Source organism: Rhizobium sp. AN6A, from assembly GCF_900215635.1.
In the GTDB taxonomy this organism is placed as follows: Bacteria; Pseudomonadota; Alphaproteobacteria; order Rhizobiales; family Rhizobiaceae; genus Agrobacterium; species Agrobacterium tumefaciens.
In genome coordinates this window covers 438401-457203 of the sequence record NZ_OCNC01000004.1, presented here as the reverse complement: position 1 = coordinate 457203, position 18803 = coordinate 438401, and the positions used below count along the sequence as shown (strand labels likewise).

The 18803-nt window shown below is 59.7% G+C and carries 17 protein-coding genes; 9 read left to right on the top strand and 8 right to left on the bottom strand.

From position 1 onward, the window contains the following. Positions 1–22: 22 nt before the first annotated feature. The 6 genes from CRO62_RS14835 to CRO62_RS14810 all read right to left on the bottom strand — a co-directional run bounded on the left by CRO62_RS14835 (position 23) and on the right by CRO62_RS14810 (position 4812). A complete protein-coding gene (locus CRO62_RS14835) occupies positions 23–433 on the bottom strand; it encodes a VOC family protein (RefSeq protein ID WP_097100731.1) in 411 nt (136 codons plus the stop codon). Between the two features lie 40 nt (positions 434–473). Beyond that, a complete protein-coding gene (locus tag CRO62_RS14830; RefSeq protein WP_097100730.1) occupies positions 474–938 on the bottom strand; it encodes a GNAT family N-acetyltransferase in 465 nt (154 codons plus the stop codon). An 81-nt stretch (positions 939–1019) separates the two neighbouring features. Then, on the bottom strand, positions 1020–1616 hold the full coding sequence (locus CRO62_RS14825) for a class I SAM-dependent methyltransferase (RefSeq protein WP_097100729.1): 597 nt from the start codon (positions 1614–1616) through the stop codon (positions 1020–1022). A 4-nt stretch (positions 1617–1620) separates the two neighbouring features. Further along, positions 1621–2436: a transglutaminase family protein gene (locus CRO62_RS14820; RefSeq protein ID WP_097100728.1), complete on the bottom strand. Its 816-nt coding sequence runs from the start codon at positions 2434–2436 to the stop codon at positions 1621–1623. A gap of 21 nt (positions 2437–2457) precedes the next feature. Further along, positions 2458–3399 (bottom strand): alpha-E domain-containing protein, encoded by a 942-nt coding sequence (locus tag CRO62_RS14815; RefSeq protein ID WP_003513700.1) that lies wholly within the window; start codon positions 3397–3399, stop codon positions 2458–2460. Between the two features lie 3 nt (positions 3400–3402). Further along, the gene (locus CRO62_RS14810) at positions 3403–4812 is read right to left on the bottom strand and encodes a circularly permuted type 2 ATP-grasp protein (RefSeq protein ID WP_003513699.1); all 1410 of its coding nucleotides are present in this window, start codon (positions 4810–4812) and stop codon (positions 3403–3405) included. Between the two features lie 483 nt (positions 4813–5295). On the opposite strand from CRO62_RS14810, the gene CRO62_RS14805 reads away from it, so the two are divergent. From CRO62_RS14805 to CRO62_RS14790, 4 genes are all read left to right on the top strand, one after another. After that, positions 5296–6192, top strand: a complete 897-nt coding sequence (locus CRO62_RS14805) for a DMT family transporter (RefSeq protein WP_003513697.1) — start codon at positions 5296–5298, stop codon at positions 6190–6192. A 78-nt stretch (positions 6193–6270) separates the two neighbouring features. Then, a complete protein-coding gene (locus tag CRO62_RS14800; RefSeq protein WP_097100727.1) occupies positions 6271–6888 on the top strand; it encodes a L,D-transpeptidase in 618 nt (205 codons plus the stop codon). A gap of 235 nt (positions 6889–7123) precedes the next feature. After that, the gene (locus tag CRO62_RS14795) at positions 7124–7519 is read left to right on the top strand and encodes a DoxX family protein (protein ID WP_019565150.1); all 396 of its coding nucleotides are present in this window, start codon (positions 7124–7126) and stop codon (positions 7517–7519) included. A 163-nt stretch (positions 7520–7682) separates the two neighbouring features. Continuing rightward, complete coding sequence (locus CRO62_RS14790; RefSeq protein WP_097100726.1) at positions 7683–8591, top strand: DMT family transporter; 909 nt, start codon at positions 7683–7685, stop codon at positions 8589–8591. 87 nt (positions 8592–8678) lie between these two features. On the opposite strand, the gene CRO62_RS14785 is transcribed toward CRO62_RS14790, so the two are convergent. Continuing rightward, on the bottom strand, positions 8679–10157 hold the full coding sequence (locus CRO62_RS14785) for a DEAD/DEAH box helicase (RefSeq protein WP_003513690.1): 1479 nt from the start codon (positions 10155–10157) through the stop codon (positions 8679–8681). A gap of 465 nt (positions 10158–10622) precedes the next feature. Between CRO62_RS14785 and CRO62_RS14780 the strand changes: the two genes are divergently transcribed. Further along, positions 10623–14324 (top strand): response regulator, encoded by a 3702-nt coding sequence (locus CRO62_RS14780; RefSeq protein WP_097100725.1) that lies wholly within the window; start codon positions 10623–10625, stop codon positions 14322–14324. A 33-nt stretch (positions 14325–14357) separates the two neighbouring features. Here the strand turns inward: CRO62_RS14780 and mnmD are convergent, their stop codons facing one another. After that, positions 14358–15101 (bottom strand): tRNA (5-methylaminomethyl-2-thiouridine)(34)-methyltransferase MnmD, encoded by a 744-nt coding sequence (gene mnmD / locus CRO62_RS14775; RefSeq protein WP_097100724.1) that lies wholly within the window; start codon positions 15099–15101, stop codon positions 14358–14360. On the opposite strand from mnmD, the gene CRO62_RS14770 reads away from it, so the two are divergent. The 4 genes from CRO62_RS14770 to uraD all read left to right on the top strand — a co-directional run bounded on the left by CRO62_RS14770 (position 15100) and on the right by uraD (position 18757). Beyond that, complete coding sequence (locus CRO62_RS14770) at positions 15100–16326, top strand: NAD(P)/FAD-dependent oxidoreductase (RefSeq protein WP_102024266.1); 1227 nt, start codon at positions 15100–15102, stop codon at positions 16324–16326. The genes mnmD and CRO62_RS14770 overlap by 2 nt on opposite strands. A gap of 93 nt (positions 16327–16419) precedes the next feature. Beyond that, positions 16420–17127 carry a DUF1045 domain-containing protein gene (locus CRO62_RS14765; RefSeq protein WP_019565154.1) on the top strand — a complete coding sequence of 236 codons (708 nt, stop codon included), beginning with the start codon at positions 16420–16422 and terminating at the stop codon, positions 17125–17127. Positions 17128–17336: 209 nt separating this feature from the next. Beyond that, positions 17337–18260, top strand: a complete 924-nt coding sequence (gene puuE, locus CRO62_RS14760; protein ID WP_003513682.1) for an allantoinase PuuE — start codon at positions 17337–17339, stop codon at positions 18258–18260. Beyond that, positions 18260–18757, top strand: coding sequence for a 2-oxo-4-hydroxy-4-carboxy-5-ureidoimidazoline decarboxylase (uraD, locus tag CRO62_RS14755; RefSeq protein ID WP_097100723.1), 498 nt, complete (start codon positions 18260–18262; stop codon positions 18755–18757). The genes puuE and uraD overlap by 1 nt, the downstream gene beginning before the upstream one ends. The last annotated feature ends 46 nt before the right edge of the window (positions 18758–18803 follow it).

The following is an 18803-nucleotide window of genomic DNA, read 5'->3' as shown; positions in this document are numbered from 1 at the left end:
CGTTCTTCCGGGTACTTGGGGCTTACTCGAACCCCCACAGCCTGCCTTCGCCCACCTCCACGGAATTGCCGGCCGGGTCGCGGATGTAGACGGAGTAGCTGTCATTCGGCCAGCGGTGATAGTGTTCGATGGGAATTCCAAGCTCCTCGAAGCGGGCCTTCCAGTCGTCCACTTCCGACTTGTCTTTCGCATAAAAACAGAAATGGCCTTGTCCGGTGGCGCCGTGGCGCGGGATCGGATTGTCGGGGGTGGCCGTGCGCGATTGTTGCGGATCGAAGACCAGCAGCATCTGCCGGCCACATTTGAAGAACACGAACTGGCCCGGCAGCCTGCGCACCACCTCCAGCCCGAAGACATCGCGATAAAAGGCCTCGGCCGCGTCGAGATCATCGGCGTAGATCGCGGTTTCCATAAGGGCGGCTGGCGGTTTCATGTTTCCTCCCTGATGTCCGGCAACGGATATAGCGGACAGTCTATGTTTTCGTGCTGTAGGTCAGCACCGTCAGGTCGTGTTTGCCGACACCACGTTCCAGAACGGTCCAGCCGCAGTTCGTGTAATAGGTTTCGAGATGGCGCTGGCAGCACAGGTAGCTGGTGTCGTGACCAAGTTCGGCGGCCCGTTGTGTTGCGGCCTGCATGAGCGCCCGGGCGACACCTGAGCGTCTGCTGTTTTCCTCCACCCAGAGTGCGGCAACCCATGGCAGATATTGTGGCCGCTCCTCCAGATCGCAATGGATAAGAAAGGCGGAGCCGACGTAACCCTTGTCGTCATGGGCGACGAAGCCGGTCGGAAGGGCATGGGGGTTCACCATATCCTTCAGATGTTCGGCCACATCGCCGACCTGGAGGCCACTATCCTGCCACCATGCCGTCCAGACCCGTTCCGCAATGATGGGTCCATGGGACTGGCAGTCGCAATAGTCGGAGATACTGTACAAAAAGCCCTCTCCCTGATCGTTGCTGCGGCGATTTAACCGGTCACGGCGGGCTTTCGCAACCCACAGGTTGTTGAAAGCGGATCAGGATTTCGTTGCCGTCACATGCAGCCAGTCTGTTGGCAGCTTGTCGTAACCGCTGCCGTGCCGGGCTTCTATCTCCAGGCCTACCCAGGCGAAATGCCCGTACAGGTCCTCAAGCCAGATTTTCGAAGGATAGTTGTAATAGCGACCGAACGTGTCGCGGCCCTCCGCTTCCCCGGCCTTGAAGCTGGCGTAAAAAACACCGCCCTGTTTCAGCGCCGTATGGATGCGGCGGATGATGCCGGAAAGAGCGGGGCGGGGGACATGCAACAGGCAGGCATTGGCCCACACGCCGTGATAAGTCTCCACGTCGCCGATATCTTCGAACAGCAATGTTGCGACGGGAATGCCGAGCCGCGTTTCCGCCGCCTTGGCGATTTCGGGTGTGCCGTCCGTCGGGCGCACGTCGAAACCTGCAGCGAGCATGAATTCACTGTCCTGCCCGCCACCACACCCCAGTTCGAGAATGGTCGCGCCTTTGGGCAGGCGCGTCAGGAATTTTTCCAGATGGGGAAGGTCCGCCGTCTGCCCTCTCGACGTATAGGCTCCGGCATTATCCGTATAAAAGCCGATCGTGTCGTCGTCTCTGCCGGCCATTGTCTCAGCTTTGCGATTGGCTCTGCGATTGCTGCACGGTCACCGAAACGTTCAGCGTTTCACCGGCCGGGCCGATCCGCATGCCCGATATCGGCGCGCAGTCGCGGTAGCAGAGGCCAAGGGCAATACGCACGTAGCGATCATCAGGGCAGATATTGTTGGCGGCGTCAAAGCCAACCCAGCCGAGTCCCTGCAGATGCACCTCGGCCCAGGCATGGGTTGCCGTCTGCTCCGCCACGTCTTCCATCATCAGATAACCGGAAACATAGCGGGCGGGCAGGCCCATCAGCCGGGCGGCGGAAATGAGGATATGGGCATGGTCCTGGCAGACGCCCTTGCCGGCTTCGAGTGCCAGTTCGGCGGTGGTTTCGGTGTCGGTCGAACCCGGCACATATTCCACCTTGCTGTTGATCTTCTCCATCAGGTCGTGCAGACGTTCGAGCTCGCTGTTGCCGGTGCTGGCCTTCGCCAGTTCGCGCACGAGTTTGCCGGGCTTCGTCAGCGGCGTCTCGCGCAGGAAGAGCCATAGCGGCGCACTGCCGGTGTGGGGGCCGACCATGCCGGCCTTGTCTTCGGTTATGACGAGGCCACCAGCCACGACCTTGACCCTGCGTTGCGGGCCTTCGGTCTCGACCAGTGCGACACGGTTGCCGAAATGGTCGTCATAGCTCACTTCGACGGTGGCGCCGTCGACCGATACATCCCAGTCCTCCACCGTCTGGCACGGGCCGGTCTGTGGCGTCAGGCGCAGCCGTTGCAATGCATAGGGCATCGGCTCGTCATAGACATATTCGGTCGTATGGGTGATTTTCAGACGCATAAGCTGTCCCCGTCCACGCGCTTACAGATAAAAGCGGTAGCCTTCCATGATTTCCTGCCCCAACTGCCCGTTCCGGTTGACAAATCTCTCCAGAAACTCGTGCAGGCCTTCATCCATGACGCGATCGATCGTCGTCTTGCGCAGACTGTCGCGAATGCTTTCCGCCGTTTCATGCGCCTTGTGCTTTTCGCCGTAATCCTCAGCTATGTAATTGAGGTTGCTGGTGATCTTCTCATAGCAATAGGCGAGCGAGCGCGGCATGCGGCCGTTGAGAATGAGGAAGTCGGCAATGTTGGCGGGCTTGTATTCTGCATCGTAGACCCAGCCATAGGAGCGGTGCGCCGAGACCGAGCGCAGGATGGATTCCCATTGCGCATTGTCCAGCGAGGAGCCGACATGCGCCACGGCCGGCAGCAGCACGTAATATTTTACGTCGAGAATGCGGGCGGTGTTGTCCGCGCGCTCGATGAAGGTGCCGATGCGGGAGAAATTATAGAGATCGTTGCGCAGCATCGAGCCGTGGAAGGCGCCGCGCACCAGACCGGCGCGATGCTTGATGACATCGATGGTCTGCGGCAGTTCGGCATGGCTGAGCTTGCGGCCGAGGATGTTCTTCAGCTCGATCCAGAATTCGTTGGTGGCTTCCCATGTCTCGCGCGTCAGCGCGGTGCGCACCATGCGGGCATTGTTGCGGCCTGCCTCGATGCAGGACATGACACTGGAAGGGTTTGCCTTGTCCCGCAGGAGATAATCGATCGCATTGGCCGCCGTTACCTTCTCGCGGGTTTCGAGAAAGGCTTCGTGCACGCCGGCACTCTGCAACACGCCGTCCCAGTCCTCATCGCCGCTGCCGCTGCGCGTCAGGGAAACGCGCAGGCCCGCATCGATAAGCCGGGCGATGTTTTCAGCGCGCTCGATATACCGGAACATCCAGTAGAGCCCGTTTGCCGTTCTGCCCAGCATGGCTTAGTCCTCCAGTACCCATGTATCCTTGGTGCCGCCGCCCTGGCTGGAATTGACCACCAGCGAGCCCTGCTTGAGGGCAACACGGGTCAGTCCGCCGGGAATGATCTTCACCTTGTCTGAAACCAGCACATAAGGACGCAGATCGACATGGCGCGGCGCGATGCCGTTCTTCACCATGATCGGCACGGTGGAAAGCGACAGCGTGGGCTGCGCGATGTAATTGGAGGGGCGGGCTTTCAGCTTTTCGGCAAAAAGCGCCCGTTCCTTTTTCGACGCGGTGGGGCCGACCAGCATGCCGTAACCGCCCGAACCGTGAACTTCCTTGACGACCAGTTCGGCAAGGTTGTCGAGAACGTATTTCAGGCTGTCCGGCTCCGAACAGCGCCATGTCGGCACGTTTTCCAGAAGCGGCTTGCGGCCTGTGTAGAACTCGACGATCTCAGGCATGTAGGAATAGATCGCCTTGTCGTCGGAAATGCCGGTGCCGGGGGCATTGGCGATGGTGATGTTGCCGGCGCGGTAGACATCCATGATGCCGGGTACGCCGAGCGCCGAATCCGGCCGGAAGGTGAGTGGGTCAAGGAAGTCGTCGTCGACGCGGCGGTAAAGCACGTCGATGGCCTCGTAGCCACGGGTAGTGCGCATCTTGACCTTGCCGTCCATGACGCGCAGGTCGGACCCTTCCACCAGCTCCACGCCCATCATGTCGGCCAGGAAGGAATGTTCGTAATAGGCGGAATTGTAGATGCCGGGGGTCAGCACCGCGACGCGCGGCTTGCCGGTGCAGCCGGGGGGTGCAAGCGAGGCGAGCGATTGGCGCAGCTGATAGGGGTAATCCTCCACCCGCTGCACGCGGTTTTCATGGAAGAGTTCCGGGAACATCTGCATCATCGTTTCACGGTTTTCCAGCATGTAGCTGACACCTGAAGGCGTGCGGGCATTGTCTTCCAGAACGTAGAACTGGTCTTCGCCAGTGCGGACGATATCCGTGCCGACAATGTGGGTATAAACGCCGCCGGGTGGCGTGAAACCGATCATTTCCGGGAGGAATGCAACGTTCTTCTCAATGATTTCACGGGGAATGCGCCCGGCGCGGATGATTTCCTGCTTGTGGTAGATATCGTCGAGGAAAGCGTTGAGAGCGAGAACGCGCTGTTCGATACCTTGGGCCAGTTTGCGCCACTCGCGCCCGGAAATGATGCGCGGAATGATATCGAAGGGGATCAGTTTTTCTGAACTGTCGGCGTGGCCGTAGACTGCGAAAGTAATGCCTGTTTTTCGAAAGATGTTTTCCGCGTCTTTAGACTTCTGGATCAGGTGTGCCCTGTCCTGCCGGCTGTACCACTCGTTATAGTTTTCATATGGGCTTCGCGGCGCGTTGTCCGCATTTATCATTTCGTCAAATGCCAACTTCGATGTCCCCTTTTTTGCCATATGAATACAACGACAAATGCAATGCAAGAACTATGCGGAGGCCTCCGTGAAGATTTTTTACCGCCCTAGAGTTTTAAAAAAGAAGCGTTTTTTTGCTTTCAGCCTATAAATGCGGCATTGGCAAATTGGTTGCAGGGCAAGGTGGGGTGGAACGGGGTAGTGGCGCTGTGTGCGCCGTGGGCGAATGCACAAATTTTGTTCGTTCGCTTTCGGTTGATGGGTTTTGGGTGTGGCATCAGAAAATCTGAAAGATGCGATCACCAAAACACTTTTGACCTTTTGCGGGGATGGGGATACCGGCTAGCTTGGACGGCTGTGTTTCGCCACGGGGTGCGCGCCGAGATCCGGCCGGGTCATTGACCGGTTGCTTCAAGTCGTAAAAATGTCAATTCGCCGCATGCCTTATGTCCCGGACCAATGTCCGGTTGCGGGGCATCACGCGGCACAGGGGAAGTTCCCATGTCGCTCGACCGTCTAGCTCCGGCCATCTTCGTCTTTCTCTGGTCGACCGGCTGGGTCACCGCAAAATATGCCGTTTATTATACCGGTCCGCTGACCTTCCTCTGTCTGCGTTACCTATTGGCGGGTGCGATATTGTGGGCGATCTGCCGGTTTTCCTCCATTCAATGGCCTGAACGGCGCATTGATGTCTTCCGGGCGATCTTGTCCGGCGTGTTCCTGCACGGCCTCTACCTTGGCATGATCTGGTGGGCGATAGGGCAGGGTGTGCCGGCGGCGATCGGGGGCATTATTGCCGGTTTGCAGCCGTTGATGACGGCGGTTGCCGCCCGGTACATGATCGGCGAAAAGATCTCTCCGGTGCAGCGTGCCGGCTTGCTTCTCGGCTTTGTCGGCATTGCCATCGCCGTGCTGCCGAAGGTCATGGCGTCAGGCGCGCTCGGCCTTTCCGTGCCGCTTTATGCCGTGGCGGTGAATGTGCTGGGCATGACGTCCGTGACCTATGGCACCCTCTACCAGAAGAAATACGTCCATGGCGGAAACATCATGGCGGTCGCCACGCTGCAATATGTCGGCGCCCTCATCGTCACCGTTCCCTTCGCGCTGTTGCTGGAGGATGGCCATGTGGACTGGAGCCTCGGGCTTGCCGCCACGCTCGTCTGGTCGGTGGGCGCGATCTCCATCGGTGCGGTGGCCCTGCTGCTCTATCTCATCCGGCGCGGGCAGGTCTCGCGCGCTGCCTCGCTGATCTATCTCGTGCCGCCGCTTGCAGCCGTGGAAGCGGCCCTGCTTTTCGGGGAAACGCTGACGCCGGCCATGATTGCCGGCACTGTTCTGGCGGTAACGGGTGTGTATCTGGCCAACCGCCGGCCCGCAGCGCCGGTTGAGGCACGTTAATTCCTACAACCTCATATTAGAGGTTTGTTAACCATAAAATTATACCTCTCGTTAATCTAGAGATTTGGCGGGGGTTACATGTCTATTTCACGTCGTGGTGTTCTGTTCGGATTGCCGCTGTTGCTGGCCGGCTGCGCAAGTTCCGGCATCGGGCAGCAAAGGCTTAATTATGCGGCGAAGCCGGACGAGAAGTTTCCGCTTCCGGAAATGCATCTCGACAAGGTGAAGCCCGAGTTGCGCCGGCAGGAAGTGGCATTCGACACCGCGCATCCGGCCGGAACGGTGATTGTGGATACGCCAGCGCGGCGTCTTTATTACGTGCTGGGTGATGGACGGGCAATGCGTTACGGCGTCGGCGTCGGTCGCCAGGGGCTCGCGCTGAAGGGCGACGCCTATATCGGCCGGAAGTCGGAATGGCCTTCCTGGACGCCGACCGCAAACATGATGCGCCGTGATCCGCGCAATCTGAAATACGCCGGCGGCATGCAGGGGGGCCCGAACAACCCGCTCGGCGCACGGGCGCTCTACCTCTATCGCGGCGGCAACGACACCATGTTCCGCCTGCACGGCACCAACCAGCCGCAATCCATCGGCCACGCCATGTCAAGCGGCTGTATCCGCATGCTGAACCACGACATCATCGATCTTTACAGCCGCGTGCCGGTTGGCTCCAGGGTCGTGGTGCTGCAGGCCTGACGGGGAGGCGGATTTTTCCGCCTTTGCCACGTGAAAAAATGCCTGTATCCTTGGGTTGATTTTTTCCACATGAGCCCAATTTTATGCTGAAAAATCAACCATGTGTAGAATGACTCCCTTTATGTATTTAAGGGAGTTCTGCTATATCGGAAATGTGATTTTCGGTGTTCGAGACGTGTATCCATAAAGGCATGATTGGGCTGTATCGAGCGTCGCACCACTTCAACGGGGACACATGAACATGGCAATTTTAGACAATCTCTCCCGCTATCGCCCGCAGGCACTCGGGGCGCTGCGCATCATGACAGCGCTGCTTTTCATTTCGCATGGAACGCAGAAGCTGTTCGGTTTCCCGGCATCGCAGATGGACGGCTCCCTGCCGACGATGCTGCTGGTGGCGGCACTTCTGGAAGCCGTTGGCGGCATTCTCGTGCTGGTCGGCCTTTTCACGCGTCCGGTTGCCTTCATCCTGTCCGGCCAGATGGCTGTTGCCTATTTCATAGCGCACGGGCCTAAGAGCTTCTTCCCCGCTCTCAATGGGGGCGACGCCGCGATCCTGTTCTGCTTCATCTTCCTCTATCTCGTGTTTGCCGGTCCGGGCGCTTTCTCGGTGGATGAACGCCGGGCCTGATCGGCCGCTGCAATCACCGGTCTGTCATTGAAGCCCCGCATGGTTGGTACCGTGCGGGGCTTCATGCTTTTGAAGCGGTGGAAACTTCGGCCGTCACCGAAGCATAGATGCTTGTTTTCGGGTTAGGAACGGTTCATCCTGAACGCAGTTGGAAAATTGATCCGTGACCAGTCAAAACCCTATCGCCCGCGAATTGCTGCTGCTCGCCCTGTTGTCCACTCTGTGGGCCGCATCCTACACTTTCATCAAGATCGGGGTGGAGACCATACCACCGCTGACCTTCATTGCCGCAAGAACCCTGATTGCCGGTCTGTTGCTGCTGGCGGTCATTCGCCTGCGCGGGCTGCGGTTGCCGCGGGATTTCGCCACATGGCGGCTCTTCTTCGTTCAGGCCTGCATCAACAGCGTGTTGCCTTTCACGCTGATCGCGTGGGCGGAGCAGAGCATCGATGCCGGTCTCGCCGTCATCCTCAATGCGACGACGCCGATCTTCACCTTTCTTCTCACCGCGCTGATCATCCGGCATGAACAGGTCAGCGGGCGCAAGCTGTTCGGCACTATTGCGGGCATGACAGGTGTCTGTCTCATCATCGGTCTGGATGCGTTGAACGGGGCGGGTGAGGCGCTGTGGAGCCAGATTGCCGTGCTGACTGCGGCCTTTTCCTACGCCTGTGCCGCCATCTTCAGCAAAAACTTCAGGGGTCTCGATCCCGTCATGCCTGCCGCCGGCTCGCTGATCTGCGGCGCCGTGATTCTGTTGCCGGTGAGCGTGATCGTTGACCGGCCCTGGACATTGTCGCCATCTTCGGCTTCGCTCACCGCACTTTTGTGCCTCAGCGTCTTTTCAACCGCGCTCGCCTTCATGGTCTATTTCCGGCTGATGCAGACGCTCGGTTCGGTCGGTACCACGTCGCAGGCGTATCTGCGGGTTCCGATCGGTGTCGCCATTGGCATGGTGTTTCTTGGAGAAGTGCCGACGCCTGCCATGTGGGTGGGTCTTGTCTGCGTGATTGCCGGTGTGCTGGCCATGACCTTGCCGTCGCGGCGCCGGTCGTTAGCGCAGGGCGGTTGAGAGCAAAAAGAAAACCCCGCAAGCCTGCGCTTGCGGGGTTTGAAGGTAAACACGCGATGCCGACGAAGCCGACTCGCGCCGAGTTACTTAGCGGTTACGGCCGCGATTGCCGTTTCCGTTGCCGGAAGCGCGCTTTTCCTGGCCGTTGCCGCCAGCAGGCGCGTGACGGTTGCCACCGCTGCCGCCGGGCTTGCGGGCAGGGCGGCGCTGCTTGCGAGGGCCGGCCGGGCGACCTGCGTCACCTTCCGCCGTCTTCACGCGCTTGAAGTCTGACGTGACTTCCAGATCGTTGTCCGCATCACGCGGGGCGTGGTGACGCGAGGGACGGGGCTCGCCATTGTGGCGTCCGCCTTCGCGAGGTCCACGCGGCTGGCCGCCATTGTTGTTGCGACCACGGTTGTTGTTGTTCGGGCGCGTCGGGCTGGCAAGACCGGCCGGGCGTTCACCGGATGCAACCGGGATATCGATCTTCATCAGCTTTTCGATATCGTGCAGCAGACGCGTTTCGTCCGGTGCGCAGAACGCGATGGCAATGCCGTCGCGGCCGGCACGGGCGGTACGGCCGATGCGGTGGACATAGGCGTCGGGCACTTCGGGTAGGTCATAGTTGAAGACGTGCGTCACGGCCGGAATATCGATGCCGCGGGCAGCAACGTCGGTTGCGACCAGAACCTTGATCTCACCGTCCTTGAAGCCCTTCAGTGCCCGCTCGCGCTGGCCCTGGCTCTTGTTGCCGTGGATGGAAGCGACCTTGAAGCCGATATGTTCGAGATGCTTGTAGAGCTTTTCCGCGCCGTGCTTGGTGCGCAGGAAAACGATCGAGCGGCCATCCGGGTTTTCGTTGAGCGACTTCTTCAGAAGGTCGGTCTTGTCGTTCTTGCCGGCGACGAAATGCACGTACTGCTCGACCTTGTCGGCGGCCTTGCCCGGAGGTGTTACCTCGACCTTGATCGGGTCCGTCAGGAAGTTGCTGGCAAGCTCGGAAATCGCCTTCGGCATCGTTGCCGAAAACAGCAGGGTCTGGCGCTTGGCCGGAACCATCTTGGAAATCTTGCGCAGGTCGTGAATGAAGCCCAGATCGAGCATCTGGTCTGCTTCATCAAGTACCAGATAGGTGACCTTGGAAAGCGAGATCGCGTTGCGGGCGATGAGGTCCAGCAGGCGGCCGGGTGTCGCCACCAGGACGTCGGTTCCCTTTTCGAGCTGAAGCTGCTGCTTGTTGATCGACGCGCCGCCGACAACCTGGTTGATGCGCAGCGGCGTCTTCTTCACGAAGGAGCGCAGGTTTTCGCCGATCTGGTTCACCAGTTCGCGGGTCGGTGCAAGGATGAGGGTGCGGGTGGTGCGGTTTGCCGGGCGGTCGGCTTGCTTCATCAGCATTTCGATGATGGGCAGGCCGAATGCTGCCGTCTTGCCCGTGCCGGTCTGTGCGAGGCCGATGAGATCACGGCCTTCAAGCAGCAGCGGAATGGCCTTTGCCTGAATGGGGGTGGGGGTTGTGTAGCCGAGCTGGGTAACGCTGGCCACAATCTTTTCAGAGAGGCCGAGTTCGCTAAAACTGGTCAATAGTAAAGCCTTTCGGGGCGCCAAAAACCAATCGTCCGGAGCAGTTGCTGCTGTCCGGGGGTTTCGGCGTCAAGAACCCCGCGTGAATTGGGAACTTGTGGGTTGGAATAACTTTCTGCGCATCAGTGCGGCAAAACGCCGTCTTCTGTATTCGTTGCGCTTTTCCTTCATGCGGGCCAAGTCATCTTGGTCATGTGCTGCAGCTCACGCGGCTGCCGAAGGTGAAAGCTTGACCGGCATGTGGGCGTTTTATGGCGTAAAGTCAAGCAATAGTTTTGTAACGCTGCCGTCCCGCGGCGCATGGCTGCCATGCAGAAGGCAGGCTGTCGATTACCGGCACGGCGCTGAGGCTTGCGAATAATTATGGTTAAAAAAGGGTAAAGCGACCATTCCGCACATAGCAAATAGCGGTTTTCTCACATAACGTTTTTGCAACGACGTCTGGAAATATTTGATTCGACAAGGATGGAACTGCACGGTGTGGGGTATCGCTTGACCCAAGGCTGCGGGTTGCTGGAAAAAGCTTGCGGGGCCATCGCCGCCCTGGATTTGCCCGCGTGCATCAAGGACAGCGAGCTTCGCTACCTCATGGTCAATGCAGCCTATGGCCGGGTCATGGGGCGTCCGCCCGCCGCGTTCACAGGCCACACCAGCCTTTCCCTTACCGCCGATATTCGAGATGCCGAGCGCGAGGACAGGGAGCGCCGCTCGCTGGTCTTTGCCACGGACGAAGTGATTTCATGCCATGGTGCAGCGTCTTCAGGGCCTTACAAGCTGCGTTGCGAACGCTTCACCGGCGATGACGGCAGTCTGTTCCTGTTCGAAGTGTTCGAAGAAATGCCCTCTGTCGTCGCGAAGGGTGTTTCGGACGGCGGCAGCGCCGACCTGCTGTTCGACAGCGGCGTTATCGACCTCATCGATGCCGGCATCGTGATTTACGACCGTGAAAACCGGCTCGTCTATTGCAATGCGCGTTTCGTGGAATTCTACAGCGATTTCAACCTGCAGCTAAAGCCCGGCACCCGGCTTGAGACGCTGATGGAGGCGGTCTATTTCTCGAGCGGCTACCGCAACGTGAAATCGGACGATCCGGATTACCAGGCATGGCTGCAGAAGCAGTTGCGGGATTTTTCCCTGCCCTATCTCGAAAGGGTGGAGCAGTTTGCCGATGGCCGCTGGGTGCGCATGGTCAACAAGCGGCTGGAAAACGGCATGCTGGTGGGGCTTCGCGTCGATGTGACGGAGTTCAAGGCGCATGAGACCCTGCTTAGCAAGCAGATCCGCGAGACCTGGCTGCTGCGCGCCGCGCTTGAGCAATTGCCCGTGGGCGTGTTCCTGCGGGATCAGGACAGGCGGCTGACCTTTGCCAATGCGGCTTTTGAGAAATTCCAGGGCGGCAGCCTCGCCGACTATTTGGGCAAGACCGAATGCGAGATGTTTCCGGAGGAAGGCGCAGAGTTCCAGCGGGAAAACGAGCATATCCTGCAAACCGGAGAGGCGATTGAAAAGACGGGAACCATTCCGCTTTCGGATGGCGGCGCCGTCCCGGTCATAACCCGGCTCGGCCGGGTCACGACGCCCGATGACGAATATTATCTGGTGGGTTCAGTCACCGATGTCAGCCTGCTGCAGGATCGGGAAAATGCGCTGATCGCGGCGCAGGCGCAGGCCGAAGCGCTGCATCGCCAGTTCGAAACGGTTCTTCATGCCCTGCCGGTTGGCGTACTGCTCCTCAACGCTGATCTCGTCATCGAATATGTCAATCCATGCTTCGACACGTTATGGGGCGAAATCGGCGGCGAGAAGTCACTTGTCGGCAAAAGCTATCGCGAATTCATGGAAACGAATTTCGAAAGCGGCCTTTATGACTATGGCGATATACCCTTCGAGGAGCTCTACAACCAGCGCGCAGAACGGCTGCTCAACGACAAGGTCTTCACGCCGCGCGAGGTGCGCAGCAAAAGCGGCAAGGTCACCGTCATTTCCAAGACCCGCCTCGACGGTGGAAAAATCCTCAGCACCTATGCCGATGTGACCGACGTGCGCATGCGCGACGCCGAGATCAGTGAGGCAAAGGCCGAGCTTGAGCGTGTCGGCGAATATATGCAGGGCGCCACGCGCGCCATGGCGCAGGGGCTGGTGCTGGTCGAGCAGGGCACCATCATCATGTCCAACGAGGCCGTGGCGCGAATGTTCGACGTGCCGCCGCAGCTGCTGGAAAAGGGCTGCAACTGGTCGGGGTTCTTTGCCCATTGCGCCGGGCGCGGAGATTTTGGAACCAAAGAGGAGGCGGCCGCGACGCTGACCGCCTGGAGAGAGCACATAGCCGCCAACAGGCCGTTCTCCTGGCTGATCCATATTGCCGGAAAGACGTGGCTCAATCTGGAAGCGACCAACAGTTCCGGCAATTACTGGCTCTTCATCGTCACCGACGTGACCGAGATGAAGATGCGCGAGGAGGAGTTGCAGCGGCTGCTTTCCCGCGCGGAAGCGGCAGATCGCGCCAAATCTGAATTCCTTGCCAATATGAGCCATGAAATCCGCACGCCGATGAATGGCGTGCTCGGCATGGCGGAACTTCTGGCCAAATCCAATCTGGATACGCGCCAGAAAACCTTCACCGATATCATCGTCAAATCCGGCAATGCGCTTCTGACGATCATCAACGATATTCTCGACTTCTCCAAGATCGAAGCCGGGCAGATGAAGCTGCGCAGCGTGCCTTTCGATCCGGCGGAAGCGGTGGAGGATGTGGTTTCCCTCCTGTCTTCGGCGGCGCTGGAAAAGAACATAGAGCTGGTCGTCCGGATAGATTCGTCGGTTTTCGGCAAGGTCATGGGGGACGCCGGGCGGTTCCGCCAGGTCGTCACCAATCTTGTTGGAAACGCCGTCAAGTTCACGGAAATGGGGCATGTGCTGATCGAACTTTCGGCGCAGTCGGCGGAAGCGTCGGAGACCATTCTGTCGCTGCGCGTCGAAGATAGCGGCATCGGCATTCCCGCAGATAAGCTCGAAACCATCTTCGACAAATTCAGCCAGGTCGACGGCTCAGCGACGCGGCGGCACGAGGGAACGGGATTGGGACTGGCGATCACGGTCGGTCTTGTCGGTCTTTTCGACGGTACGATCAATGTGGTGAGCGAAGTCGGCAAGGGATCGACCTTCGAAGTCAATATTCCGTTTCACGTTACGGAAAAACGGCGCGACGCTCCGCTTCTTGCCATGGCGATCGAGGATATACGCGTACTCGTCATCGACGATAACGACGTCAATCGCCGCATATTGACGGAGCAGTTGAAGACTTGGGGTATCGACGGCCATGCTGTGCAGGACGGGCCATCAGGCATTGCCGTGCTGCAGGAGGCTGCATCTCTCGGTTTTGCCATCGACGCCATCATTCTCGATTATCATATGCCTGTTATGAACGGGCTGGATGTGGTCGAGCGCATCAGGGCGGATAGCCGTTTCGACGATATCGCCATCGTGTTCCTGACGTCCATGGATGTCGTGGGTGACGAGAGCCTGTTCACCGATCTCAGCGTGCAGGCGCATCTGATGAAGCCGGCGCGGGCGCGTCTGTTGCGTTCCACCCTGTTCGATGTGGTGCGGGATGTGCGGCAGAAGCGCGCCCGGCAGGATCCGCAGGTGCTAAGGTCAGGTGGCAGCGATGCGCCGGTGCGGCCGGACAATGGCCCCACGGACAAAAAGCGGCGGGTTGCGCCACCTCAAACGACGGTTCCAGACCGGCGCCGGCCCTGCCTTGTCGATGTGCTGGTGGCCGAGGACAACGACGTCAACCAGATCGTTTTCACCCAGATATTGCAGCAGGCGGGTTTGCGGTTCCTGATCGTCGGCAATGGCAAGAAGGCCGTTCAGGCGTGGGAGGAGCGCAATCCCGCCGTCATCCTTATGGATGTGTCGATGCCGGTCATGAACGGGCATCAGGCGACACTGGCAATCCGCGCCGCCGAACAGGCGGCTGCCGACGGCCGGCATGTTCCGATCATCGGCGTTACCGCGCATACGCAGGATGCAGACCGCGAGCTTTGCATCGCAGCAGGCATGGATGATTATCTGTCGAAGCCCATCAGCCCCGAAATTCTCGAGGACAAGATCGCGCAATGGCTGGGAGACGCGATGCCACGCCGCGACGTGCCGACCGCCTGACAGTGAAGGCCGGTTGCTGCTGTGGGAGCCGTCTCAGCGGGATGGCTTGGTGCCGCACAGCATCTCACGCTTTCCGGCAAACCCTTTGCGGCGCTCCAGTTCAAAACCGGCGGCGATGAGGTTGCGGCGGACGAAGCCAGCGGCGGCATAGGTGGCGAATGTGCCCCCCGGTACCGTTTTGCCGAACAACGTCTGCATGATTTCCAGCGACCACATGTCGGGATTGCGGGCAGGGGCGAAACCGTCCAGAAACCAGGCGTCGAAGCCTTCGCTTCTGCCGGAAATGCCGGTGAGCGCTTCGCCGCACACCACTGTCAGGCGCGTCTGGTCGTCCAGCTCGATATCGACCTCGCCTTTCGGGTCCGCCGGCCAGCGGGCGACCAGTGCCTTGCGCTCAATGTCCACTTCTGGCCAGCGGGAAAGCGCCCGGTCGATCTCGTCCGCCTTCATCGGGTAGAGTTCGAAGGACATGAAATGCAGCGTGGAGCGACCGTTGCGCACCTCTTTCCATTGACGCCAGGTCTCGCAGAGATTGAGACCGGTGCCGAAGCCAAGTTCGCCGATGCGGAAGATGCCCTCTCGCTCAAGCCAGCGCTGCGGCAGGCCGTTTCCGGACAGAAAGACATGGCCGCATTCCAGCCTGCCATCCGTCTGGCAATAAAAATGATCGTCAAAGGCCAGCGAATAGGGCATATCCCCCTCACGCCAGTCGAGCGGGGTGGGCGGATTGTCGGCTGCCGAACCGACATCTGCGGTGTTTTCCTTGGAATGTGTCATGACTAATGCCGATAGTCCCGCTTTCGAATCTGGTCAATCACCAAGATTGCGGGCACCAAGATTGCCTGGCTCAGTGCCTCTCCTCATCGTCGGTGGCGGCATTATGGGGCTGTGGGCTGCCGTCAAGGCAGAGAGGATGGGCATAAACGCCCTGCTGCTGGAAGCGGGCCGTCTTGGCGATGGTGCAAGCGGCGGGCTGTTGGGCGCACTGATGCCGCATATGCCGGACCGCTGGTCGGACAAGAAGCAATTCCAGTTCGACGCTCTCGTCGCGCTGGAAAAACAGATCGCCGAGCTGGAGGCCGAGACCGGGCTTTCCGCCGGTTACCGGCGGTGCGGCCGGATCATTCCCCTGCCGAAACCACATTTGCGCAGCATTGCCGAACGGCACGAGCGGGATGCCGGGGAAAACTGGGTTTCAGACGGGCGCCGGTTCCACTGGCATGTCGGCGACAGCCCTTCCGTTGCCGGATGGGTGGACGATGCGGCGGGGCAAGCCGGCTTCGTGCTGGATACGCTGGCCGCAAGGGTTTCTCCCCGGGCAATGATCGCCCTTCTGTCGGCTTTCCTCCGCAACGCCCGGCATGTGCGGGTGGCGGAACAGTGCCGCGTCGTCTCGCTCGATCCGGATAAAGGGCGGGCGGTGCTGTCGTCGGGCGACGAGGTCGCCTTCGGTCATGTCATCGTCGCGAACGGCCATGGTTCCTTCGCGCTGATCCGCGATGCCATCGGTCTGGAACCCGGCATTGCGCTTGGACAGGCCGTGAAGGGGCAGGCCGCCCTTCTGGATGCTGCGGCCGACCCTGCCATGCCGGTCGTATTTCTGAACGGCCTCTACATCGTGCCGCATGAGGATGGCACTGTCGCCATCGGCAGTACCAGCGAAGATTGTTTTTCCGATCCATTCAGCACCGACGAAAAGCTGGAAAAATTGCTTGCGGATGCATGCGCCGTGGTGCCATCGCTTGGCCGTGCGCCGGTGCTCGAACGCTGGGCCGGGCTGCGGCCGAAGGCGGTTGGACGGGACCCGATGGTTGGTGCACTTTCCGAATATCCGCGGCTCGTGGCGTTATCGGGCGGCTTCAAGGTCAGCTTCGGCCTTGCCCACTATCTTGCAGATGCTGCGTTGCAGGCCGTGTGTGGCCACACGCCGGACGTGCCTTCCGGTTTTCGCCTTCAAGAACACGTGAGTATTGCCGTCCGGACTTTAGAAACTTCTGATTAGTTTGGTCCACGTCGTTAATCTGTCACGCAAATCGCTTACTTGCTGGCCTGCAAAGAGCCCCGTTTGGCCGCATTTGCGGCGAGGTGACAGCGCATGCGATACGCCATCCATTTCACGCCTTCCCCCAACGACCCGCTGACGCAGGCGGCTGCCGCATGGCTGGGACGCGATGCCTATTCAGGCCATGCGGTGGAGCCGCCGGGCATGATCGATCTCGGCATGCAGGAGATTTCCTACCATACCGCCCTGCCGCGCCGTTATGGTTTCCACGGCACCATAAAGGCCCCGTTCCGTCTTGCCGAAGGTCATTCCGAGGCCGCGCTGTTGCGCGACCTGATGTATTTTTCCGGCAGGCAGGACCCCTTCACGCTGCCGCAACTTATAGTAGCGCGGCATGACAATGTCTTCAGCCTCGTTCCCGAGCGCCCCTGCGAAGTGCTGAATTTTTTCGCAGCCCGTGTGGTGCAGGAATTCGACCGTTACCGCGCGCCGCTCTCCGAGGCGGAAATCGAGCGGGCGGATCCCGACCGGCTTTCGGCTTCGCAACTGACCAATCTGCATCGCTGGGGCAGCCCGCATGTGATGGACGAGTTCCGTTTTCAGATGTCGCTGACGGGCGGTGTCGAGCCTTCCAGCAGCCAGAGGATCGAGCGTGCCGTGCGCAAGGTTTTCGAGCCGCTGCTCACCCGGCCTCTGTCATTTTCCAGCCTCGCGCTTTTCATCGAGGATGAACCCGGCGCACCTTTCCGGGTGCATTCGCTGCATCCCATGGGTCGTGTTTCCGCCCGCAAGATCGCCTGAGAAGCGTCCCGCAGAAATCGTACACAAAAAAGCATCGGAATGTCGGCAAAATTGCTCTCGACATTCCGAATGCGGATGCTACCGTCCGTGCATCGCATGTCTGAAGCGTGTCGTGTTTACCCGTTTCGGGCAGACACCTTCGGATGGTTGTTTTGCTCATGTCTTCCAGAAGCGGGTTCCGCTTCGGGAGAGGTGTTTTGGGTGGCTGAATGATTTCCGAGAATTACTCCCGCAATCTGGTGGGCTACGGCCGCAATAGTCCCGATCCGAAATGGCCGGGCGGCGCACGCATCGCCGTGCAATTCGTCATCAATTACGAAGAGGGCGGCGAAAGCTGCATTCTAGACAATGACAAGGCGTCGGAATCGCTGCTGTCGGAAATCGTCGGCGCGCAGCCGTGGCCGGGCCAGCGCAACCTGAACATGGAATCGATCTACGAATATGGCTCACGCGCCGGTTTCTGGCGGCTGTGGCGCATGTTCACCGATCTCGGCGTCACCACAACTGTTTATGGCGTGACCGCTGCCATGGCGCGCAACCCGCAAGCCGTTGCGGCAATGAAGGAAGCGGGTTGGGAAATCGCCAGCCACGGGTATCGCTGGCTGGAATACAAGGATTTTTCCGAGGAGGAAGAGCGCAAGCATATTGCCGAAGCCGTGCGCCTGCATACGGAGCTTACGGGCGAGCGCCCCTTTGGCATGTATCAGGGCAAGCCTTCCGACAATACGCTGCGGCTCGTCATGGAAGAGGGCGGTTTTCTCTATTCGTCCGATTCCTATGCCGACGATCTGCCCTATTGGGTGAAGGGATTGCAGGATGAACCGTTCCTGATCATTCCCTACACGCTCGACACCAATGATATGCGTTTCGCCACGCCGCAGGGTTTCAATTCCGGTGACCAGTTCTTCGCCTATCTGAAAGACGCTTTCGACGTTCTTTATCAGGAAGGGCTTGAAGGCGCGCCGAAGATGATGAGCGTCGGCCTGCATTGTCGTCTCGTCGGCCGTCCCGGCCGCGCCGCAGCCCTTCGCCGTTTCATCGAATATGTGCTGGGCCATGAAAAGGTGTGGATCCCGCAGCGTATCGAGATCGCTCGTCACTGGCATGAAAACCACAAGCCGGGAACGCTCTGATGCTGACGCGGGATGAATTTGTCAGCCGTTTCGGCGGTGTGTTCGAACATTCGCCTTTTATCGCCGAACGGGCCTATGATGTCGGAGGCGCAGGTCTGGAGTTAACGGCGAAGGCGGTTCACGGCGCATTATGCGCGCAGTTTCGTGCCGCCTCCGAAGCGGAACGGCTGGGTGTCTTGCGCGCGCATCCTGATCTTGCCGGCAAGCTCGCAATCGCAGGTGAGTTGACCGCCGATAGCCGCAATGAACAGGCGGGCGCAGGGCTTGACCGGCTTTCGCCGGAGGAGCACGCGCGCTTCACCGAGCTGAACTCCGCCTATACGCAAAAATTTGGCTTTCCGTTCATCATTGCTGTCAAGGGGCTGAACAGGCACGATATTCTCTCCGCCTTCGAGACGCGTATCGGCAATGATGCGGCGACAGAATTTGCGACCGCGACGGCGCAGGTGGAAAAGATCGCCTGGCTGCGCCTTTCCTCGATGCTGCCCGAGGGCTGAATTGGCGAGCGGCGGTCGTTCCGCTATACTCGTGCTATCTGGAGAT